This is a genomic window from Pseudomonas allii (assembly GCF_055380095.1).
On record NZ_AP039450.1, the window covers coordinates 6,291,974 to 6,314,093 of the forward strand.

The 22,120-nt window shown below is 60.2% G+C and carries 20 protein-coding genes; 8 read left to right on the top strand and 12 right to left on the bottom strand.

Annotation, left to right across the window (positions count from 1 at the left end; translation table 11 throughout):
- Positions 1-99: 99 nt before the first annotated feature.
- On the bottom strand, positions 100-507 hold the full coding sequence (locus tag ACZ445_RS28990) for a flagellar basal body-associated protein FliL (protein WP_032884296.1): 408 nt from the start codon (positions 505-507) through the stop codon (positions 100-102).
- 150 nt (positions 508-657) lie between these two features.
- Here ACZ445_RS28990 and ACZ445_RS28995 point away from each other — a divergent pair, with 150 nt between their 5' ends.
- Positions 658-1,635, top strand: coding sequence for an NADPH:quinone oxidoreductase family protein (locus tag ACZ445_RS28995; protein WP_058426451.1), 978 nt, complete (start codon positions 658-660; stop codon positions 1,633-1,635).
- Between the two features lie 247 nt (positions 1,636-1,882).
- Positions 1,883-3,220 carry a glycerol-3-phosphate transporter gene (glpT, locus tag ACZ445_RS29000; protein WP_025857408.1) on the top strand — a complete coding sequence of 446 codons (1,338 nt, stop codon included), beginning with the start codon at positions 1,883-1,885 and terminating at the stop codon, positions 3,218-3,220.
- On the opposite strand, the gene ACZ445_RS29005 is transcribed toward glpT, so the two are convergent.
- On the bottom strand, positions 3,217-3,870 hold the full coding sequence (locus ACZ445_RS29005) for a gamma-glutamylcyclotransferase (RefSeq protein ID WP_058426450.1): 654 nt from the start codon (positions 3,868-3,870) through the stop codon (positions 3,217-3,219). The genes glpT and ACZ445_RS29005 overlap by 4 nt on opposite strands.
- A gap of 26 nt (positions 3,871-3,896) precedes the next feature.
- On the bottom strand, positions 3,897-6,284 hold the full coding sequence (locus ACZ445_RS29010; RefSeq protein WP_464704576.1) for a TonB-dependent receptor plug domain-containing protein: 2,388 nt from the start codon (positions 6,282-6,284) through the stop codon (positions 3,897-3,899).
- Positions 6,285-6,611: 327 nt separating this feature from the next.
- On the opposite strand from ACZ445_RS29010, the gene ACZ445_RS29015 reads away from it, so the two are divergent.
- Positions 6,612-7,094 (top strand): sn-glycerol-3-phosphate transporter, encoded by a 483-nt coding sequence (locus tag ACZ445_RS29015; RefSeq protein WP_179029600.1) that lies wholly within the window; start codon positions 6,612-6,614, stop codon positions 7,092-7,094.
- Positions 7,095-7,252: 158 nt separating this feature from the next.
- On the opposite strand, the gene ACZ445_RS29020 is transcribed toward ACZ445_RS29015, so the two are convergent.
- The 5 genes from ACZ445_RS29020 to ACZ445_RS29040 all read right to left on the bottom strand — a co-directional run bounded on the left by ACZ445_RS29020 (position 7,253) and on the right by ACZ445_RS29040 (position 12,460).
- Positions 7,253-8,218 (bottom strand): CDP-6-deoxy-delta-3,4-glucoseen reductase, encoded by a 966-nt coding sequence (locus ACZ445_RS29020; RefSeq protein ID WP_058426447.1) that lies wholly within the window; start codon positions 8,216-8,218, stop codon positions 7,253-7,255.
- Positions 8,218-9,684 carry a 4-hydroxy-3-polyprenylbenzoate decarboxylase gene (gene ubiD / locus ACZ445_RS29025; RefSeq protein ID WP_464707840.1) on the bottom strand — a complete coding sequence of 489 codons (1,467 nt, stop codon included), beginning with the start codon at positions 9,682-9,684 and terminating at the stop codon, positions 8,218-8,220. Before ubiD ends, ACZ445_RS29020 begins: the two co-directional genes overlap by 1 nt.
- Positions 9,685-9,819: 135 nt before the next feature.
- Positions 9,820-11,079: a transcription termination factor Rho gene (gene rho / locus ACZ445_RS29030; RefSeq protein ID WP_016973082.1), complete on the bottom strand. Its 1,260-nt coding sequence runs from the start codon at positions 11,077-11,079 to the stop codon at positions 9,820-9,822.
- 234 nt (positions 11,080-11,313) lie between these two features.
- Complete coding sequence (gene trxA, locus ACZ445_RS29035; RefSeq protein ID WP_003213989.1) at positions 11,314-11,643, bottom strand: thioredoxin TrxA; 330 nt, start codon at positions 11,641-11,643, stop codon at positions 11,314-11,316.
- A 121-nt stretch (positions 11,644-11,764) separates the two neighbouring features.
- Positions 11,765-12,460 (bottom strand): FadR/GntR family transcriptional regulator, encoded by a 696-nt coding sequence (locus tag ACZ445_RS29040; protein WP_058426446.1) that lies wholly within the window; start codon positions 12,458-12,460, stop codon positions 11,765-11,767.
- A 255-nt stretch (positions 12,461-12,715) separates the two neighbouring features.
- Here ACZ445_RS29040 and ACZ445_RS29045 point away from each other — a divergent pair, with 255 nt between their 5' ends.
- Genes ACZ445_RS29045 through ACZ445_RS29060 form a run of 4 tightly spaced genes read left to right on the top strand, consistent with a single transcriptional unit; the run spans position 12,716 to position 15,556 of the window.
- Positions 12,716-13,501 carry a transporter substrate-binding domain-containing protein gene (locus ACZ445_RS29045; RefSeq protein WP_017530859.1) on the top strand — a complete coding sequence of 262 codons (786 nt, stop codon included), beginning with the start codon at positions 12,716-12,718 and terminating at the stop codon, positions 13,499-13,501.
- A 15-nt stretch (positions 13,502-13,516) separates the two neighbouring features.
- Entirely contained in the window at positions 13,517-14,185 is a 669-nt protein-coding gene (locus tag ACZ445_RS29050; RefSeq protein WP_058426445.1) for an amino acid ABC transporter permease, read from the top strand.
- Complete coding sequence (locus ACZ445_RS29055; RefSeq protein ID WP_058426444.1) at positions 14,182-14,832, top strand: amino acid ABC transporter permease; 651 nt, start codon at positions 14,182-14,184, stop codon at positions 14,830-14,832. The genes ACZ445_RS29050 and ACZ445_RS29055 overlap by 4 nt, the downstream gene beginning before the upstream one ends.
- Positions 14,819-15,556 carry an amino acid ABC transporter ATP-binding protein gene (locus ACZ445_RS29060; protein ID WP_058426443.1) on the top strand — a complete coding sequence of 246 codons (738 nt, stop codon included), beginning with the start codon at positions 14,819-14,821 and terminating at the stop codon, positions 15,554-15,556. Before ACZ445_RS29055 ends, ACZ445_RS29060 begins: the two co-directional genes overlap by 14 nt.
- Here ACZ445_RS29060 and ACZ445_RS29065 read toward each other — a convergent pair.
- From ACZ445_RS29065 to ACZ445_RS29080, 4 genes are all read right to left on the bottom strand, one after another.
- Entirely contained in the window at positions 15,528-16,061 is a 534-nt protein-coding gene (locus ACZ445_RS29065) for a DUF1120 domain-containing protein (protein ID WP_464707841.1), read from the bottom strand. The two genes, ACZ445_RS29060 and ACZ445_RS29065, sit on opposite strands and share 29 nt — an antisense overlap.
- Positions 16,051-18,489, bottom strand: a complete 2,439-nt coding sequence (locus ACZ445_RS29070; protein WP_464707842.1) for a fimbria/pilus outer membrane usher protein — start codon at positions 18,487-18,489, stop codon at positions 16,051-16,053. Before ACZ445_RS29070 ends, ACZ445_RS29065 begins: the two co-directional genes overlap by 11 nt.
- Before the next feature lie 70 nt (positions 18,490-18,559).
- A complete protein-coding gene (locus tag ACZ445_RS29075) occupies positions 18,560-19,249 on the bottom strand; it encodes a fimbria/pilus chaperone family protein (RefSeq protein WP_081049326.1) in 690 nt (229 codons plus the stop codon).
- Between the two features lie 132 nt (positions 19,250-19,381).
- A complete protein-coding gene (locus ACZ445_RS29080; protein ID WP_179029602.1) occupies positions 19,382-20,044 on the bottom strand; it encodes a DUF1120 domain-containing protein in 663 nt (220 codons plus the stop codon).
- Between the two features lie 445 nt (positions 20,045-20,489).
- On the opposite strand from ACZ445_RS29080, the gene ppx reads away from it, so the two are divergent.
- Positions 20,490-21,992, top strand: a complete 1,503-nt coding sequence (gene ppx, locus ACZ445_RS29085; RefSeq protein WP_058426438.1) for an exopolyphosphatase — start codon at positions 20,490-20,492, stop codon at positions 21,990-21,992.
- Positions 21,993-22,120 lie beyond the last annotated feature (128 nt).

Below are 22,120 nucleotides of genomic sequence, written 5' to 3' on the forward strand. Positions count from 1 at the left end.
AGTCGAATCGTCGCACCGCCCCTCCCACATTTGATCGCATTCCAATTGTGGGAGGGGCGGTGCGACGATTCGACTTGCCCCCGATAGTCGCGTAGCGACTTATTGGATGATCAGGTTGTTGAACAACAGGTCTTCCACCACCGGCTTGCCGGTTTCGTCGTTCATCACTTGCTGGGTCTGCTTCAAGGCTTCCTGGCGCAGTTTTTCCTTGCCCTCGACGGTGCTCATCGCCTCGTTGGTCTGCTGGGTGAACAGCGCCACCAGTTGATTACGGATCAACGCATCGTTGGCTTTGACGGCGGCGGCCGCTTCGGTGCCAGTCACGCGCAAGGCGATATCGGCCTTGAACACCTTGAGTTTCGCCGTGCCGTCCAGGCCGTAGTTGCCCACGAACGGCGGGCTCAGGCTGATATAGCTGACCTTCGGCGCCTCGCCTTCTTTGGCTTCTTCGGCCTGGGCCGCCATCGGCAAGGTCAGGGCCAGCATCAACAGGATCCACGCTTTCACAGTTCATTCCTCACATTCGGTTGCCGGGTAGCATAACGCTAGCAAGGCAGAGCACAAGCTTATGGCGGCTTATCAGGCCTGGGCATGCTCGTTGACCCACGGGCGTACCCTCCTACACTTATCGGCCACGACGCCAAAAGGAATAGTCCGATGAAAGCTGTGCTGTGCAAAGCCTTCGGCCCTGCCGAAACCCTGGTGCTGGAAGATGTCGCAAGCCCTGCGATCAAGAAGAACGAAATCCTGCTGGACGTGCACGCGGCCGGGGTCAACTTCCCGGATACGCTGATCATCGAGGGCAAGTACCAGTTCAAGCCGCCCTTTCCGTTCTCGCCGGGTGGCGAGGCGGCAGGCGTGGTCAGTGAAGTGGGCGAAAAAGTCGGCCACCTGAAAGTCGGTGACCGGGTCATGGCGCTGACCGGCTGGGGCAGCTTTGCCGAACAAGTCGCGGTGCCGGGCTATAACGTACTGCCGATCCCGCCAAGCATGGATTTCAACACCGCCGCTGCCTTCAGCATGACCTACGGCACGTCGATGCACGCGCTCAAGCAACGGGCCAACCTGCAACCCGGCGAAACCCTGCTGGTACTCGGCGCTTCCGGTGGCGTGGGCCTGGCTGCCGTGGAAATCGGCAAGGCCATGGGCGCCCGTGTGATCGCTGCCGCCAGCAGCGCCGACAAACTCGCGGTGGCCAAGGCCGCCGGCGCCGATGAGTTGATCAACTACAGCGAAACCAGCCTGAAAGACGAGATCAAGCGCCTCACCGACGGTAACGGTGCCGATGTGATCTACGACCCGGTGGGCGGCGACCTGTTTGACCAGGCCATCCGCGCCATCGCCTGGAACGGCCGCTTATTGGTGGTGGGGTTTGCCAGCGGGCGCATTCCCGAGCTGCCGGTGAACCTGGCGCTGCTCAAGGGCGCGGCGGTGGTTGGGGTGTTCTGGGGCTCGTTCGCCCAGCGCCAGCCGCAGGATAATGCGGCGAATTTCCAGCAGTTGTTCACGTGGTATGGCGAGGGCAAGTTGAAGCCGTTGGTGTCGCAGGTGTATCCGCTGGAACAGGCCGCCCAGGCGATCAATGACCTTGGGCAGCGCAAGGCGGTTGGAAAGGTCGTCGTCCAAACCCGCTAAAAATTTGAAATACCGTCAATGTGGGAGGGGGCTTGCCCCCGATAGCGGTGTGTCAGTCACAGATATACAGACTGATAAACAGCTATCGGGGGCAAGCCCCCTCCCACTTTTCGATCTCCGGTGTTCGTAAGGGAACATTCATTAGCGTTCATTTCTGGTTGTTTATAGATAAGAGGCGATGCTATTTTCGGTAACGAAACTGTAACATTCGCATCCGCAGTCAAAACAAGAAATCTGGAGCTCTTGAATGTTTGCTTTCTTTCGTCCTGCCGCACATCAGGCGCCCCTGCCTGAAGAAAAAATAGACAGCACTTACCGACGCCTGCGCTGGCAGATCTTCGCCGGTATTTTCTTCGGTTACGCCGGGTACTACCTGCTGCGCAAAAACTTCTCACTGGCCATGCCCTACTTGATCGACGAGGGTTATACCCGTGGCGAACTGGGCCTGGCGATGTCGGCCATCGCGATTGCCTACGGCCTGTCCAAGTTCCTCATGGGCCTGGTGTCCGACCGCTCCAACCCACGCTACTTCCTGCCCTTCGGCCTGCTGGTTTCGGCGGGTGTGATGTTCATTTTCGGTTTCGCACCTTGGGCGACGTCCAGCGTGACCATGATGTTCATTTTGCTGTTCATCAACGGCTGGGCCCAAGGCATGGGCTGGCCGCCAAGTGGGCGGACCATGGTGCACTGGTGGTCGCAGAAAGAACGTGGCGGCGTGGTGTCGGTGTGGAACGTGGCGCACAACGTCGGCGGCGGCCTGATCGGCCCGCTGTTCCTGCTCGGCATGGCCTGGTTCAACGACTGGCACGCGGCGTTCTACGTACCGGCCACCGTGGCGTTGCTGGTGGCGGCGTTTGCCTTCATCACCATGCGCGACACCCCGCAATCGGTCGGCCTGCCGCCAATCGAGCAGTACAAGAACGACTATCCGGAAGGCTACGACGCCAGCCACGAAGATGAATTCAGCGCCAAGGAAATCTTCGTCAAGTACGTGTTGCGCAACAAAATGCTGTGGTACATCGCCTTCGCCAACGTGTTCGTCTATCTGCTGCGCTACGGCGTACTGGATTGGGCACCGACCTACCTGAAAGAAGCCAAGCACTTCACGGTGGATAAATCGTCGTGGGCGTACTTCTTCTATGAGTGGGCGGGTATCCCGGGCACGCTGTTGTGCGGCTGGATGTCAGACAAGATCTTCCGTGGCAACCGCGGCCTGACCGGCATCGTGTTCATGGCGCTGGTGACCGTGGCGACCCTGGTGTACTGGCTCAACCCGCCGGGCAACCCGATGATCGACATGATCGCGCTGTTCTCCATCGGCTTCCTGATCTACGGCCCGGTGATGCTGATCGGCCTGCAGGCGCTGGAACTGGCCCCAAAGAAAGCCGCCGGCACCGCTGCGGGCTTCACCGGCCTGTTCGGTTACCTGGGCGGCTCGGTGGCCGCCAGTGCGGCCATGGGTTACACCGTGGACCATTTCGGCTGGGACGGTGGTTTCGTGCTGCTGATCGGCGCGTGCCTGCTGGCAATCGCCTTCCTGATCCCAACGCTGTGGCACACCAACAGCGTCAGCTCGGCGCGCTAACCGCCTGAACAGTCCTTCGCACAGCGCTTGAGCCGCGCCTCCAGGTTCTTATCTGGCATGGCGTGGCTGCGCAGGGCGTTGACGGTCTGCTCGACATAATCGCGAGTGGTGCCGTAACGCCCGCAAGCGCTTTGCAGCACATGGTTCAGCACGATATCGGGCAAGTTGCCGGCGTAGCTGGGCAAGTGCCGCTCCAACACAAAACCCAGTGCCTGTACGGTACTGCCATCTTCCAGACGGCAGCTGAGCCAGTGGGGCCGGTAGGACGGGTAAGGCATCTCGCGCTGCCACAAGGCGTACAGCGAGGCCTCCAGCTGATCTTCCGGCAAGCGGTAGGCAAACCCGCTGCAGGAGCCGCCGCGATCCAGGCCAAAGACCAGCCCCGGCAGCTCCGGCGTCCCCCGATGTTCATGGGACCACAGGTACAGGCCCCGGTGATAACCGTGGACCCGTGCCCGCACCCGCTCCGTCGAGGAGCATTCAGGACGCCAGATCAGCGAACCGTAAGCGAATAACCAGACCGGCCCACCCTTATGCCGCGCCATGGTGGCCTGCATCGAGCTCATCAACTGTTCGTGAGTGAGTTGCGGCCCAAGATCGAGCCGCGGAGGGTAAGCCAATTGCAAAAGATCGGATTCAATAACGGTCATGGCAAATCGCTTAGGTCTCCTGTGCTTTACCAGTTGTAGGCAACTTTACCGTAATAGAACGCGCCGCTGTAACCGTACGGCGAAAAAGTGCTATAGGCCAAATTGCCACCGCTGCTGGCGAACGCGTTGACCTTCTCCGGGTATTTATCGGTGACGTTGTCGCCGCCCAGGGTGAAGGTCCAGTTCTTCAGCTTGTAGTCCGCCGACAAATCCAGCACCCAGGCCGCCTTGAAGGTCTGGTCGTTGACCTTGTCGGTTTGGTAGCTGGTAAATTCACCATAGCGCACCAGGTTGCTGTGCAGCGCCCAATTGCCAAACGTGAAGTCGTTACCCAGGCTCAGCTTGTGCTCAGGCGTGGTATCGCCCAGCAAGCCGCTCTTCTCGCGACGGTCCACCCGCACCAGGTTGGCACCCAGGCTGTCGAGGATGGCCGGGTTGGGCTTCACGTCCGTCACCCGGGTGTGGTTGTAGTTGTAGCCCACGGTGCTGTTCCAGCGGATGCCGTTATCGAACTGATAGCGATAGTTGGCCACCAGGTCGACGCCGTCGGTGCTGGTGTCGGTGGCATTGGTGAAGTAGCGGGCGGTGGTGTAGTTGATGTTGCCGACACCGTTGGCGCGCAGATAGGCCTGGGTGGCCGGGTCCAGGTTGAGGTTGGACGACAGGCTGATACGGTCGCGGATATCGATGCGGTACACGTCCACGGTCACTGTCAGGTCGTCGGCAGGCTCCAGTACCAGACCGAGGCTGTAGTTGCGCGACTTCTCGGCCTTGAGGTCTTCCGCGCCCAGCAGGCGGGCCACCTGGCTCGACGCCGGGAAGGTGCCAGCCTCGCGGATGTCGCTGCCGATCAACTGCGACGAGGTAAACGCAAAGTTCTGCTGGGCCAGGGACGGTGCGCGGAAACCGTTGGAGATACTGCCGCGCAAGGCCACCTGCGGGGTGAAGTCGTAACGGGCCGACAACGAGCCGCTGACGTTGGAACCGAAGTCACTGTAATCCTCATGCCGCACGGCGGCCGAGGCGCTGAGTTTTTCGGTGAAGTTGGTTTCCAGGTCCAGGTACTGGGCCCAATTGTGGCGCGAACTGCTGCCGGCGTCGGCATCACGGAAGCCGCCGAGGCCCGAGCTGCCGGTCTGGTAGTAGGACGCCGGTTCACCCGCTTCAATCTCATAACCCTGGCGCAGGTATTCACCGCCAAAGGCCACGGAGACCGGGTATGGCAGGAAGCCCACGTCGAACTCACGGGACAGGTCGAGGCTGACTTGCTTCTGGTCGTTGCTCAGGGTGCCGTTGTCGAACTTGCGCGGCGTGGCCAGGCCCAGGGAGGTGTTGATGGTTTCGGTGCTCAACTCGTACTGGTTCTTGCCGTAGTTGGCCGAGAGGTCGTAGTGCCAGTCGTAGGCCAGCAGCCCGCGCAGGCCCACCACCAGCGAGGTGTCCTCCAGGTTGCCCTTGATCAACGGCAGGTAGCCGTTGGGGTTGAGCGCCGCAATGTTGTTGGAAGCGTTGCTCGCCCGGTAGAACGCCGCCGTCTCGCCGCGCCGCTTGCTGTAGCCGCCGAAGGTGTAGAACTCGGCGGCATCGTTGAACGAATATTCCGAGTTGAACTGGAACTTGCCTTCGTTGGTGGCCGGTTCGCCCTGGCGGAACACGCGCTGGCCGTAGGTGGTGGAGCCGACACTGGCTGGGCGGTAATCATTGCCGGCACGGTTGGTGTAATCGTTATCGGCACCTTCGGCCGAGAGGTTGATGAAGCCGTTATCGCCCAGCGCCAGGCCAGTGTTGCCACTGACATTACGCTGGATACCGTCGCCCTTCTTGTATTCGCCGAACTTGGTGGAGATCGAGCCGCCATGGTCGGCGTGCTTGAGGATCACGTTGATCACCCCGGCAATGGCGTCCGAGCCGTAGCGCGCGGAAGCGCCATCGCGCAGCACCTCGATATGGTCTACCGCCGACAGCGGGATCGCGTTCAGGTCCGCTGGCGCCGAGCCGCGTCCCACCGCACCGCCCAGGTTGACGAACGCGCTGGTATGGCGACGCTTGCCGTTGACCAGCACCAGCACCTGATCCGGCGACAGGCCGCGCAACTGCGCAGGACGCACCAGCTCAGCACCGTCCACCAGGCTCGGGCGCGGGAAGTTGATCGATGGGATCAGCCGCGCCAGCACTGCGCCTAGCTCATCGGAGCCGGTGCTGCGCAGGGTGTCGCCGGAAATCACATCGATGGGTGACAGCGAAGCACTGGCCGTACGCTCCTGGGCGCGGGTGCCGGTGACGATCACGGTGTCGAGCTTGGGTGTATCGGTGGCCGACGTTTCGGCCGCGAAGACAGGATTGAAACCCACGGCGGTCAGCAAATTGGCTGACAAAATCGCCGTGTACAGCGCGTGTTGCTTATAGCTCCCCATACCGCTCCCCTTGAATCAAAAACCAGAGCGTGGCGCTCTGAGTTCATACGATCGATCCGGCTGGCGGGCGGTGGCGGTCAGTGATTGGTGGTTGTGAAAGAATCGGTAGTCCGTTGCGATATAGCTTATGGATATTTATGTAACAAATTAAATACCTTTAAAGCATAAGCGATTGCATAAGCAAATTCGCCCATTCATCAGGATTGCGCAGGCCAATCCCGGTAGTTTCAGCCCCGGTTCAGCCTGGGAATGCGCCAAGCCGTCAAAATAGCGCACACATCACGACCCACCTAGCCGCCCATCAAACCGACTATCGAGGTCGCACCCATGAAGAAATTCCGACTGCCTGGCCTGCTGTTCCTGGCCCAGGCCACCACCGCCCTGGCGGGCGAAACACCGGCCACCGAGGACGACAAAGGTTTCTGGTACGCGCAGACCAGCGTCTACACCCGGCACTTTGCGCCGGACCCGGACCACAACAACAACCAGGACCTGATCGGCCTGGAGCGCAATGATGCCTCAGGCTTTGTGTATGGCGGGGCGACGTTTCGCAACTCGTTCAGCCAGCGCTCGTACTACGCATACGCGGGTAAACGCTACGACATGGCCGACTATCCGGTGTATTTGAAACTGACGGGCGGGGCGATCCAGGGTTATCGCGGCAAGTACCGCGATAAGATCCCCTTGAACCGTTTCGGCGTGGCGCCGGTGATCATTCCGTCGGTTGGCGCCCATTACGGGCCGGTGGCGGCGGAATTGGTGTTGCTGGGGTTCAATGCGGCGATGGTGACGACCGGCGTACGCTTTTGACTCTGTGGTGAGCAGGCTTGCCCTGCGTTGGGTTGCGAAGCAGCCCCAAAACAAACGACTCGCTTTAACTGAAACTGCACGGTGCCTTTACTGGGACTGCTTTGCAGCCCAACGCAGGGCAAGCCTGCTTACTACAAAAGCATTCCCCGGCAGGCCTCTCAGCGCGGCGCGTAGGCAAATACATCAGCCCGCATCTGATGCGCATCCATGCCCGCCTCGACCAACGCATCCAGGGTGCCATAGATCATGGCCGGTGAGCCGCTGGCGTAGACGTGCACCGATTTGAGGTCGGCGATGTCTTCGCACACCGCTTCATGCAACAACCCGCAGCGCCCTTCCCAACCGCACAGATCGCTGACGACTTTGTGCAAAAACAGGTTGGGCAGTTGCAACCACTGGTCCCAGTGTTCGATCTCGTAGAAATCTTCCGGACGGCGCACGCCCCAGTACAGGTGCACCGGGTGCTTGAAGCCGGAGGCGCGGCAATGTTCGATCAGGCTGTGCATCTGCGCCATGCCGGTGCCGGCGGCGATCAACACGAGCGGCCCGTCCGGCAACTCGGCCAGGTGGGTGTCACCAAACGGCAGTTCGACACGGGCCATCTGGTTGCGTTGCAGTTGCGCAAGCAAAGTGCGGGCACTGTCCTCGCGGGCCAGTACATGTAACTCCAGCTCACGTCCGGCATGAGGCGCCGACGCCAGGGAGAAGGCCGATTTCTCGCCGTTCTCGCGCTCGATCATCAGGTATTGCCCGGCGTGGTAACGCACCGCCTTGCCGGCCGGCGCACGCAGGCGCACACGCCACACGTCGCCACCGACCTCTACGCATTCACTCAATTGGCACGACAACTTGCGCAACGGCAACTCTCCCGGCGCCAGCACGCCATCCCACAACACAATGCAATCTTCCAGCGGCTCGGCAATGCAGGTGTAGAACTCACCGTGATCACGCACCTCACCGGCCTGCTGCACGCGGCCTTCCACCAACAGCGCGGCGCACACATGGCACACGCCGTTGCGGCAGGCCTGTGGGCACTCGTAGCCCAGGCGGCGCGCGCCTTCGAGGATTCGCTCGCCAGGGACCAGCTCCAGCACGGCGCCGGAAGGTTGCAGGGTTACACGCATCAATCTATTCCCAATTCTTTCCAGATCGCATCGACACGGGCGGTGACGGCTTCATCCTTGACGATCACTCGGCCCCACTCGCGGGTGGTTTCACCCGGCCATTTGTGGGTGGCATCCAGGCCCATCTTCGAACCCAGGCCCGACACCGGCGAGGCGAAGTCGAGGTAGTCGATCGGCGTGTTGTCGATCATCACCGTGTCGCGCTTGGGGTCCATGCGCGTGGTGATGGCCCAGATCACGTCGTTCCAGTCGCGGGCGTTGATGTCGTCGTCGGTGACAATAACGAACTTGGTGTACATGAACTGTCGCAAAAACGACCACACACCGAGCATTACCCGCTTGGCATGGCCTGGGTACGACTTCTTCATGGTCACGATGGCCATACGGTACGAGCAGCCTTCCGGCGGCAGATAGAAGTCGGTGATCTCCGGGAATTGCTTCTGCAGGATCGGCACGAACACTTCGTTAAGCGCCACGCCGAGAATCGCCGGCTCATCCGGCGGCCGGCCGGTGTAGGTGCTGTGGTAGATCGGTTTGATCCGATGGGTGATGCGCTCGACGGTGAACACCGGGAAGCTATCGACTTCGTTGTAGTAGCCGGTGTGGTCGCCGTAAGGGCCTTCATCGGCCATTTCGCCCGGATGAATCACACCTTCAAGAATGATTTCGGCAGTGGCCGGCACTTGCAGGTCGTTGCCACGGCATTTCACCAGTTCGGTGCGGTTACCGCGCAGCAGACCGGCGAAGGCGTACTCGGACAGGCTGTCGGGCACCGGCGTCACGGCACCGAGGATGGTGGCGGGGTCGGCGCCAAGGGCCACGGAGACCGGGAACGGTTTGCCGGGGTGCTTTTCGCACCACTCACGGAAGTCCAGTGCGCCGCCACGGTGGCTCAGCCAACGCATGATGACCTTATTGCGGCCAATCACTTGCTGGCGGTAGATGCCGAGGTTCTCGCGGTCCTTGTTCGGGCCTTTGGTGACGGTCAGGCCCCAGGTGATCAGCGGGCCGACGTCGCCGGGCCAGCAGGTCTGCACCGGCAGCATGGCGAGGTCGACGTCATCGCCTTCGATGACCACTTCCTGGCACACCGCGTCCTTGACCACTTTGGGGGCCATGGCAATGATCTTGCGGAAGATCGGCAGCTTCGACCAGGCGTCCTTGAGGCCCTTGGGCGGCTCGGGCTCCTTGAGGAAGGCCAGCAGCTTGCCGATCTCGCGCAGTTCGCTGACCGACTCGGCGCCCATGCCAAAAGCCACGCGCTCGGGCGTACCGAACAGGTTGCCGAGCACCGGGATATCAAAGCCGGTCGGGTTCTCGAACAGCAGCGCCGGGCCCTTGTTGCGCAGGGTGCGGTCGCAAATCTCAGTCATTTCCAGCACCGGGGAAATCGGCATCTGGATACGTTTCAACTCTCCGCGCTGCTCAAGTTGCTGCACGAAATCCCGAAGATCCTTGAATTTCATTAACCATGCCACCCGTAAAATAGGCGTACATCCTACCTGCTCCAGGGTGCGTTTGCCTGCCAGGAGCGCTTAAAAAATGGGCACAAAAAAATGGCGCCCCTGGGGGCGCCATTCTTCAGGACCTGAAACGTCGTATTACTTACGCTTCATCGACAGGAAGAACTCGTCGTTGGTCTTGGTGGTTTTCAGCTTGTCGACCAGGAACTCGATGGCAGCTACTTCGTCCATCGGGTGCAGCAGCTTGCGCAGGATCCACATGCGCTGCAGTTCGTCGTCAGCGGTCAGCAACTCTTCGCGGCGGGTACCGGAACGGTTGATATTGATAGCCGGGAACACGCGTTTTTCCGCGATGCGACGGTCCAGGGGCAGTTCCATGTTGCCGGTACCCTTGAACTCTTCGTAGATCACTTCGTCCATCTTCGAACCGGTTTCAACCAGTGCGGTGGCGATAATGGTCAGCGAGCCGCCTTCTTCGATGTTGCGCGCGGCGCCGAAGAAACGTTTCGGTTTCTCCAGGGCGTGGGCATCGACACCACCGGTCAATACCTTGCCGGAGCTCGGGATCACGGTGTTGTAGGCACGGGCCAGACGGGTGATGGAGTCGAGCAGGATCACCACGTCCTTCTTGTGTTCGACCAGGCGCTTGGCCTTCTCGATCACCATTTCGGCAACCTGCACGTGGCGGGTTGGCGGCTCATCGAACGTGGAGGCAACCACTTCGCCGCGCACGGTGCGCTGCATTTCGGTCACTTCTTCCGGACGCTCATCGATCAGCAGCACGATCAGGTGAACTTCAGGATTGTTACGCGCGATGTTCGCTGCAATGTTCTGCAGCATGATGGTCTTACCGGCTTTCGGCGGCGCGACGATCAGGCCACGCTGGCCTTTGCCGATCGGGGCGCACAGGTCGATCACACGACCGGTCAAGTCTTCGGTGGAACCGTTACCGGCCTCCATCTTCATGCGCACGGTCGGGAACAGCGGGGTCAGGTTCTCGAAGAGAATCTTGTTTTTCGCGTTCTCGGGACGGTCGAAGTTGATCGTGTCGACCTTGAGCAGGGCGAAATAACGCTCGCCTTCCTTCGGTGGGCGGATCTTGCCAACGATGGTGTCACCGGTGCGCAAGTTGAAGCGACGGATCTGGCTCGGCGAGACGTAGATATCGTCTGGGCCGGCGAGATAGGACGCGTCAGCAGAGCGGAGGAAGCCGAAGCCGTCCTGGAGAATCTCCAGCACGCCATCACCGGAGATTTCCTCGCCGCTTTTCGCGTGCTTCTTGAGCAGGGAGAAAATCACGTCCTGCTTGCGCGAACGGGCCATATTTTCTATGCCCATTTCTTCGGCCAATTGGAGCAGGTCGGTAATCGGCTTTTGCTTGAGTTCAGTCAGATTCATATAGGAATGACGTAATCATTTATGGAGGGGGGAAATTAAGCTTTTGGCTTAATGAGGCCGCGCCGCAGAGAAGGCGACAGGATCGCGTACTAATCGAAAAGGAATGCGTCGGCGACGGCTTGCAGGGGGCAGTGGAGAAACCAGTGCGGGGCCGAATGTACCACCTGAGTTTCGGAGCGTCTAGCCCTGTTTCACGAAAAAGCCCCGCTATTTGCGGGGCTTTTTTGACGACGCTTAGATGTTCGCGTCGAGGAAAGCTTGGAGCTGAGACTTCGACAGCGCACCTACTTTGGTCGCTTCGACGTTGCCGTTCTTGAACAGCATCAGGGTCGGGATACCACGCACGCCATGCTTGGCCGGGGTTTCCTGGTTGTCGTCGATGTTCAACTTGGCAATGGTCAGCTTGCCTTCGTAGGTGGTCGCAATGTCGTCCAGGACTGGAGCGATCATTTTGCAAGGGCCGCACCATTCAGCCCAGTAGTCAACCAGCACCGGGCCTTGAGCCTTGAGTACTTCGGCCTCAAAGGTCGCGTCGGTGACGTGCTTGATAAGATCGTTGCTCATGGATGTCTCCGGATTGTAAGCAAAAAAAACGTGGCCCATCATAGCTGCCCTTCCCCCGTTCAGGAAGCCGCCTCTGATTGAGTCTTCCTATGATGGCCCATGAGTTTGGGTATAGCCCAACTCAGGGAGTGACGGGGGTCACGAAGACAATGCCGGTGCGCAACGCCGCATTGCGCACGTGTTCCTGCATGGTTTTCTGCGCTGCCGCACTGGCGCGCCGGGCCAGGGCGCGCAGAATCCGACGATGCTCCTGCCAGGTCTCCATGGCCCGTTCCGGTCGGATGAACGGTAGCTTCTGGCTCTCCAGAAAAACCTCGGCACTCGCGCTCAGGATGCTCACCATCGCCTGGTTGCCACTGGCGAGCAGGATGCGCTGGTGAAACTCGAAGTCGAGCCGGGCGGCGGCTTCGAAGTCGCCGGCCTTGAGCACTTTGCGCATGGCCTCCACGTTGTCTTCCAGGCTGTCCAACTCATCGATGGTCAGCGTCACCGCCGCCAGCCCCGCCGCAAAACCTTCCAGGGCATAGCGCAACTGGAAGATATCCAGCGGCGTAGCCTGCGCCGCAAAGGGCCAGGCGAACCCTGGCGACTCCTCGACCGCCTGCACGAACACGCCCTTGCCCGGCTGCACACTGACCACACCCAAGGCGCTGAGGGACGACAATGCCTCACGCAACGACGCTCGGCTCACCCCCAACTGCACCGCCAGATCCCGTTGCGACGGCAACGCATCGCCCGGTCCGAAGCCTTGCTCCTTGATCAGTTTGCGAATGGCCTGCAGGGCCGCTTCCGGTACGGCTTGGGCGATGGAATTCATAAAAAACTCAAGGTTCCAGTCAACTGAGTGGCTAGTTGTAAAGCTATTCGTGGCGGGCGGCAAGCCACGCCCCAAAGGGGCTCGCGAGGTTTTGCCGACGCTCGAAAACAGTGCGCAAAGCCCCGGCACTGTTCAGACCAGTCCGACCACCAAAACTCAACAAATACCGGCCTTGCAGACGATTCAGAAGGTGATGGCATGGGCTGTGCACTGAGCAAATTCAGAAAATCCCTTCGCCCTTCTCGGAGAGTTGCCATGACCAAGCGCTACAGCGCCCTGCTTACTGCCCTGTTTGCCAGCCTGATGCTGAGCCAGGCACCCGCCCAGGCCAATGGTCTGGACGACATCGTCGCCCGTGGCACCCTCAAGGTCGCCGTGCCCCAGGACTTCCCGCCCTTCGGCTCGGTCGGCCCCGACATGAAGCCACGCGGCCTGGACATCGACACTGCCAAGCTGCTGGCCGACCAGCTCAAGGTCAAGCTGGAACTGACCCCGGTCAACAGCACCAACCGTATCCCGTTCCTCACCACCGGCAAGGTCGACCTGGTGATCTCCAGCCTGGGCAAGAACCCTGAGCGCGAGAAGGTGATTGATTTCTCCAAGGCCTACGCACCGTTCTACCTGGCCGTGTTCGGCCCGCCTGACGCCGCCATCAGCAGCACCGACGACCTCAAGGGCAAAACCATCAGCGTGACCCGTGGCGCCATCGAAGATATCGAACTGACCGCCGTCGCCCCCAAGGAAGCCACGATCAAGCGCTTCGAAGACAACAACTCGACCATCGCCGCCTACCTGGCCGGCCAGGTCGACCTGATTGCCAGCGGCAACGTGGTAATGGTCGCGATCAGCGAGCGCAACCCCAAACGCGTGCCGGCGTTGAAAGTGAAGCTCAAGGACTCTCCGGTGTACGTGGGCGTGAACAAGAACGAGCCGGCCCTGCTGGAGAAGGTCAACCAGATCCTGGTCGCGGCCAAGGCCGATGGCAGCCTGGAAAAGAACGCTATGCAATGGCTGAAAGAGCCACTGCCCGCCGATCTCTGAGAGCGGAACTGACCCATGGCGTATCAATTTGACTTTGTGCCGGTGCTGGCCAACACCGACCTGCTGTTGCGCGGCGCGCTGTTCACCCTCGAACTGACAGCCATCGGCGCCATCCTCGGCGTGGCCCTGGGCACCGTCGGCGCTGTGGTGCGGGCGTGGAAGATCCAGCCGTTCGCCTGGCTCTTCGGCGTTTATGTCGAGTTGATCCGCAACACGCCGTTCCTGGTGCAGTTGTTCTTCATCTTCTTCGGCCTGCCGTCGCTGGGGCTGAAGATCACCGAGTGGCAAGCCGCCGTGCTGGCGATGGTGATCAACCTGGGCGCCTACTCCACGGAAATCATCCGCGCCGGTATCCAGGCCATTCCGCGCGGGCAGCTGGAGGCCGCTGCCGCGCTGGCGATGACGCGCTTCGAAGCCTTCCGCCACGTGGTGCTGCTGCCGGCACTGGGCAAGGTGTGGCCGGCCCTGAGCAGCCAGATCATCATCGTGATGCTCGGTTCGGCGGTGTGCTCGCAGATCGCGACTGAGGAGCTGAGCTTTGCCGCCAACTTTATCCAGTCGCGCAACTTCCGTGCGTTCGAAACCTATGCCCTGACCACCCTGGTGTACCTGTGCATGGCGCTGATGATTCGCCAGTTGCTCAACTGGATCGGCCGCCGCTTCGTAATGAGGAACAGCCGATGAGTGATTTCTCGTTCTGGGACATCGTGCGCAATCTGGCCACCGGCCTGCAATGGACCCTGCTGCTGTCATTGGTTGCCTTTGTCGGCGGCGGCGTGATCGGCTTGCTGGTGATGACGATGCGCATCAGCCGCAACGCCTTCCCGCGCAATGTCGCACGCACCTACATTGAGCTATTCCAGGGCACGCCGCTGTTGATGCAGCTGTTCCTGGTGTTCTTCGGCATTGCCCTGCTCGGTGTGGATATCTCGCCCTGGCTGGCGGCCGCGATTGCCCTGACCCTGTTTACCAGCGCCTACCTCGCCGAAATCTGGCGCGGCTGCGTCGACTCCATCGCCCACGGGCAATGGGAAGCGTCGGCCAGCCTGGCGCTCAACCCGCTGGAGCAACTGCGCTACGTGATCCTGCCCCAGGCACTGCGCATTGCCGTGGCGCCGACAGTAGGTTTCTCGGTGCAGGTGGTCAAGGGCACCGCCGTGACCTCGATCATCGGCTTCACCGAACTGACCAAGACCGGCGGCATGCTCGCCAACGCCACCTTCGAACCCTTCATGGTCTACGGCCTGGTGGCCCTTGGTTACTTTTTACTCTGCTACCCCCTGTCCCTCAGTGCCCGCTACCTGGAAAGGAGACTGCATGCCTCTGCTTAGAATTTCCGCCCTGCATAAGTATTACGGCGATCACCATGTGCTCAAGGGCATCGACCTGACCGTGGATGAAGGCCAAGTGGTGGCGATCATCGGCCGCAGCGGCTCGGGCAAATCCACGTTGCTGCGCACGCTCAACGGCCTTGAATCCATCAACGACGGCGTGATCGAGGTCGATGGCGAATACCTCGACGCCGCCCGCGCGGACCTGCGCAGCCTGCGACAGAAAGTCGGCATGGTGTTCCAGCAGTTCAACCTGTTCCCGCACCTGACGGTGGGCGAGAACGTCATGCTCGCGCCACAAGTGGTGCAGAAAGTACCCAAGGCCAAGGCAGCCCAACTGGCCAAACAGATGCTGGAACGCGTCGGGCTTGGCGAGAAATTCGACGCCTTCCCCGATCGCCTGTCCGGCGGGCAACAACAGCGTGTGGCGATTGCCCGCGCCCTGGCAATGTCGCCCAAGGTGCTGCTGTGCGATGAAATCACCTCGGCGCTGGACCCGGAACTGGTCAATGAAGTGCTCAGCGTGGTGCGCCAACTGGCCAAGGACGGCATGACCCTGATCATGGTGACCCATGAGATGCGCTTCGCCCGGGAAGTCGGCGACAAGCTGGTGTTCATGCACCAGGGCAAGGTGCATGAAGTGGGCGATCCGAAGGTGCTGTTCGCCAACCCGCAAACCGCCGAACTGGCCAACTTCATCGGTTCAGTGGAGCAGCCGGGCTGACCAGCTCGAAACTGCCCTGCCCCTCCAGCACCGTTTGATTGCGAACATGCAGCGCGTCAGCGGGCAGGTGGGTATCGATTGCCACCTGGGCGCTCAATCGCCGGCCGGTCCCTCGTGCCACCAGCGTCTGTCCTGGCAATAACTGCCCGCTGGCAGTCTCACCGGGCAAGTGTAGCTGCGTCCACTCCACAGCACGCCCATCCACCTGGGCATGCGTGAGGGTCAGATTGAAACGTCCCTGACGGCCAAACAGAAAGCCTTGCCCATTGGCGGCACCGGTAAATCGCAACGCGATAGCCGCAGGCTCCTCGCACAGTACGTTCAGTTGCACCATGCGCGTGCCGAGGACGATTGCAGGGGGCTCAACAAACGCCTCGCTGCGAATGACACCATAGTCGACACGCGGCTGACTTACGGACAGCCGGCAGTTTTGCGCCTGCGCCCCCTCGGCTACCAACGCGACACAAAGCAGCGCGAAGCTCATGCTTTTCAACTTAACGGCCATGGCACACCGCCGAACCTGTCTCGTAGAACTTGTCATTGTCGGCCTTCGACTGGGGGGTAAGGTTGAGCATGCAAGAGGACGAGTCCGGCAATAGAACCCGCAGTATTTGGGCGTCGCTGGCATCGTTGAGGAAAATCATGCCGTCACCCGCCACACTGGTAAGGAACCGATTGTTTTTGTCGAATACAGAAGCGCCCTGAGGCAGCGGCCGCCCTTGTTGATCGCTGGCGTTCAGCAGCACACGGCGCACAGTCACAACGTCGAAGGCCACCTTATTGACGGAACCTCGACCTGCCGCCAGCACTTGGGTGCCGTTCTTCGGGTCGACCCGTTTTGGCAAGGACTGCGTTTGCACCTCGATGCGGCTGTTGGTATAGGCGGGCAAATTGGCGAGCACTGCCTGCCCGGTGAAGTCCGTCCACACCGGACCTTGCGGGGTATCGATTTTTGCAGCGCCAATGTCACCCACCGAGACGATGCCGAACGTGTCCTGCACGGTATAAGGCGAGAAGGTCACCCCACCCTGATGAGCCACCATTCCACCCTGCACTTGTCCTGTATAGGTGGTGCCCTGCGGGTCACGACTGACACCCAGCCCGGTTCGGGCATACCGTGGCAGCACGTCCACACTGGCCCGGATCGATTGCTCCTGACGACTAAGATCGCGTTCGACGCCCAAGTCATAACTCACGTACTCATTGACCCGTTCACTGTATGAACTACCTGCGCGGGACTGGCCTCCTTGACGACTGAGATAGCTGCTCACACGCCGATCAGCCCCCAGGGGCACACGAACCTCCAGCCGCAAGGACAGCTTATCTTCCTGAGCAGAATCGCGGCGGCGACCGTCACGCAGGACATCACGGCGAGCCTGGGTCTCACCCACCTGCGAATCGCCGATCAGCGCGACGTCGGCATAGCGGTATGACTTGTTCCACGCCGCAAACACATGCTCGGTCATACGCCCGTCGAATTGGGCACTACGGGTGTAACCCACCGAAAAGCCGCCTAGCGTAGGGTCGACCCAGTTCATGCCGGCCGTATATTGATTCTTGAAGCGAGAATCCAGACCCTCGGCCCGGGATGAACGCCCGGCCTCAAGCACCTCACGATAACCACGGGTCTGGGTGGTTGCGCTCAGGCTGACATCGACATCGGCAATAACCGGGCTGCTCACGGACACGCTGCTGCGTGACCCCGAGAGCGCATCACGATTGTCGCGGGACAGATTGTGACGCGCGCCCACGGAAACGCGCTGGAAAAACACGCTGTTCAACGTGCCGCCAGACGACCAGTACTCATCAGTACTCAACAGGCCAAGGCCCGCAGACGAATCACGCCCCAGGCCCCATGTGCCACTGCCCATGGCAACAATCGGCGGCGGCCCGCTCTTGGATGCGTTTTCCCGCACCTTGCCAAGGGAAAAGTAGTAGCCGGGAGCTGCCGGAGCGGCGCCCGCGAACGAAGCCGCCGGGACCACGAAACTGCGCTTGGCACCTCGTACATCGATGACGCTGACTTCCAGGTCGCTGGTGCCATTGAGCAAGGGCAGACCCGTCAGCCGGAAGGGCCCTTCAGGCACCAGCGTGCTGTGAATCAACACACCGGACTGGCGCACTTCGATCCGCGATTGGCTTTGGGCCAGGCCTTCTACGACCGCATTGTTACTGCCCGCGGGCACACGCGACTGGCCGTCAGGAGAAAACTGCACGCCCGACAGCTGGATACCACCGAACAACGGGTTGTTGGTGGAGATCTGCCCCGCCTGGAAAGTCGATTGCAGCGCAGCTACGTCTCGCTGGGCGTAGGCATAAAGGTGCTCGGTACGGGTGTCACCATTGTCAGCGATATAGAACTGGCGACTGCGCACAACCCAGTCGCCCAGATTGAAGCCAGCCTCGGTATAAGCCGATACATACCGGCGGTCCCCACTGCGCGAACGGCTGTCGAAACCCAGCACGTCATAGTTGAACAGAGCCGCCGTGCCGCCACGGGTGAAACTGCCGGCTTCCCATTGCGGCTCACGAAACGATTGAGTCGGTACCACCAGTGCCACTTCATCGATGCCAGGTCGCAGCCGCACCATCGTCGCCGGGAAGGCTCCGAGGAAGTCATGGCAAGCGTCATCGACAGTGTTGCCTTCACGAACGATTTCACGCGGCTGCACCAAGCCGGCTTTCTCCAGCAACCCTGGGGTAAAACACAATTGGCCTTGCGAGTCGAACCGCGCATCCACCAGCCCGAGCGGGTTGCCATTGACCCGTAGCCCCACAACCTGGGTACCTTCGCGAAAACGCGCCGCACTGCGAAAGTAGTCCGAGACCTTAGGGTCGATGCCGTAGGTAGTCAGTGCCGCGACGTCGAAACCCTCTCCCAACTCCAGCGCAGAGACGAGGCTGGGCAAACTCCACAACGTCGCAACCCCCATGAGCAACGTGGGTCGACACGGCCAATAAGAAGCTGCGAAGCCTATATTCGGCAAGTTAGCCATGGGCCGATCAACTCCCATCGACATTGATCGGCGCTCGGTAGCGGTCTACCGAAAAGCCATAGACCGTGGCCGGCTGGATCTCGATCTCGGCCACGCCGCCCAGGCTACCCTCAACCTGTGCCGTCAGCACTTCCCCTGGCAAAATGTAGGTTCGAGGCAAAGTGGCCATGGTCTTTTGGGGAAGTAACTGCACATCCGTCAGCAGGCGCACCACATAAGCGCTGTTGTTGTGAACGGTGAGACGGTCCCCCGCCCGGCTCCACTTCAACAGTTCCCAAGGCGAATCATGCCGAGACAGGTCTTTGGGGTGCAGGATCAGCGGCAGGTTCTGCCGAACAGTGATACCAATGGTCGCACCCGTTTTGGCGCGCACCTGTGGAATCCCCTCAAAGGACACGCGCTTCAAGCGCTGGGTCTTCAACGGTTCTTTCAAGGTGGCAATGAAACGCACCAATTGGGTGTCACCGGCTTCTACACGCGTGATCGGGGGTGTGACGATCAATAAGGGCTCCCCATCCTCGGGCACGTTCTCCACGACCGAGTGAAGAAGAGCCGGCCCCGCATCGGTATTCCTGATGTTTATAGTGGCCTCACCCTGTTCTTCATAAAGAATAACCACCGAAGTCTCCGGCAGCATGCCGTCCGCCGTGACAACATTGGAAAAACATAGACAGGCACTCACACCTAACAACCGCACTTTATTTATTACTGAAAGGCTACGCACTCACTGTTCCCCGCAGAGCATTAAGTCAGCAACTGCAACTAAATGTTCATATGAAAATAGCCGATCAAAAAGCATCAACTTTGTGATCGGCCATCGTTAAACCGCTTAGAGGTAAACCAATGTCAGTGAGGCGCGGCCTTCAAAGGGGATATCGCGGTTCAGCGTCAAGTCTTGAGCTTTATTGATCACAGCCCTAACGGCAATGTTCCCGGTCATCTGGGAGAGTGAAGCCGGAACGAGGGCCGTACCGGTGCGCCAGGAGTATTGATTTGGCCACTTTGCAACTTTGCCATCATTGGCGCCAAGCCATCCACCGGTGTTGCTGCCACGCGTAATAAGAGAAAGCGTTGCGCCTGGCGACTGCAGACTTTTGAGCGTGATCGCATAACCACCCGTTTTGTTACTCCCTACTGTGCCCAGGCCGAAGTTGTGAACATCGCTATGACCTTGGTTGAGCGCGCTGAGGATACCCGGCACCGTGCTGCTATTCTGCAAATCGGTAAATGTCAGCCCGAACGGTGTGTGGCCTGTGCCGCAGTTGATCGTGAATGAAGTGTTCTTTTCCGGTAACGGTGTAAAGGCCGTCTGGGATAAAGAGCTCGAGGAAATATCGCCGTAAAGGACAGTGCCCTGTCCGACCATACTGAGGTTACAAGAAGCAGGTTTGATCGTACCTAAGACCTTCAACTCGGCAACCGTCGTTGCCTGCGCACCAACGGCAGCGGCGAGGCAAGCTATACCGAGCGCCAATCCAACAATTTTTTTCATGTTCGACCTATTACTTGAAGTTAGCAGGCGTATTTACTATCGCCTTGGAGAACAAGCCATAAATAAATAACGCCACGGCACTATTGCCGAGTGACAGTCTGTCTCGTCGACAACGGATTGAAGAATAAGACAACACGTCAACTACTGTCGGAACCCTATAAATAAATTGTCGGCAATGCATGTCTCGGCAGTAGTCCCGAATCAGTTCACAAAAAGAAACCGATATTAAACTTGTAGGGAAAATCACAATCTGCCCTCCACAGTGCAAAGTTAAAAATTCCTACAGCACTCAGAAACTTCGCCAACAGCAGAGTAAAAAAGCAACCTACATGCCCCACAAGAATTACCTACAGACGACCTCAAGAAAATTCCACAAGCACTACGCGTTGGCTCCAGCGGTCGATCGTGGCACGATGGTCAGGTTATCGACCGAGACCTCCAAACCATGCCGCAATCCCAAGCCAAGAATCTGTCCCTGATCGCCGCCATCGACCTGGGCTCCAACAGCTTTCACATGGTCGTGGCCAAGGCCCAGAACGGTGAAATCCGCATCCTTGAGCGGCTCGGAGAGAAGGTGCAACTGGCTGCCGGGATCGACGACGAGCGCCAGCTCAACGAAGAATCCATGCAACGCGGGCTCGATTGCCTGAAGCGGTTTGCGCAACTGATCAACGGCATGCCCCTGGGCGCCGTTCGAATCGTCGGCACCAACGCGCTGCGTGAAGCGCGCAACCGTGGCGAATTCATCCGCCGCGCCGAGGAGATCCTCGGGCACCCGGTAGAAGTCATCTCCGGCCGTGAAGAAGCGCGTCTTATCTATCTGGGCGTGTCCCACACCCTGGCCGACACCCCGGGCAAACGCCTGGTCGCCGACATTGGCGGTGGCAGTACCGAATTCATCATCGGCCAGCGTTTCGAACCGCTGCTGCGTGAAAGCCTGCAGATGGGCTGCGTCAGCTTCACCCAACGCTATTTCAAAGATGGCAAGATCACCCCGGCACGCTACGCCCAGGCCTATACGGCGGCTCGGCTGGAGATCATGAGCATCGAGCACGCCCTGCACCGCCTGACCTGGGATGAAGCCATCGGCTCGTCCGGCACCATCCGCGCCATCGGCCTGGCTCTCAAAGCTGGCGGCCACGGCACTGGAGAAGTCAACGCCGAAGGCCTGGCATGGCTCAAGCGCAAGCTGTTCAAGCTGGGGGATGCCGAGAAAATCGACTTCGACGGTATCAAGCCTGATCGTCGCGCGATCTTCCCGGCCGGCCTGGCGATTCTCGAGGCGATCTTCGATGCTCTTGAACTGCAACGCATGGACCACTGCGACGGCGCCCTGCGTGAAGGCGTGCTCTACGACCTGCTGGGTCGCCATCACCACGAAGACGTGCGTGAGCGCACGCTCACCTCGTTGATGGAGCGTTATCACGTCGACCTGGAGCAAGCCGCACGCGTCGAGCGCAAAGCCCTGCACGCCTTCGACCAGGTGGCCGAGGACTGGGACCTGGAAGACGGCGTCTGGCGCGAGCTGCTGGGCTGGGCCGCGAAGGTGCATGAAGTGGGCTTGGACATCGCCCACTACCATTACCACAAGCACGGCGCCTACCTGATCGAGCACTCGGACCTGGCCGGTTTCTCCCGCGAAGACCAGCAAATGCTCGCCCTGCTGGTGCGCGGCCATCGCCGTAACATCCCCAAGGACAAATTTGCTGAATTCGGCGACGAAGGCATCAAGCTGATCCGCCTGTGTGTGCTGCTGCGGTTTGCGATCCTGTTCCACCACATCCGTGGCACCCAGGCAATGCCCCAGGTGACCCTGCGCGCCGACGGCGACAGCCTGGATGTGGTGTTCCCTAAAGGCTGGCTGGATGAGAACCAACTGACCCAGGCGGATTTTGGCCAGGAAGCCGAGTGGCTGACGCGGGTGGGGTTCAGCCTGAACCTGCGTTGACCTGACCTGAAGAACGCTGCAAAACAAATGTGGGAGGGGGCTTGCCCCGATGGCGGTGGACCAGTCAACGAATCTGTTGACTGACACTCCGTCATCGGGGGCAAGCCCCCTCCCACATTTTCAGACCG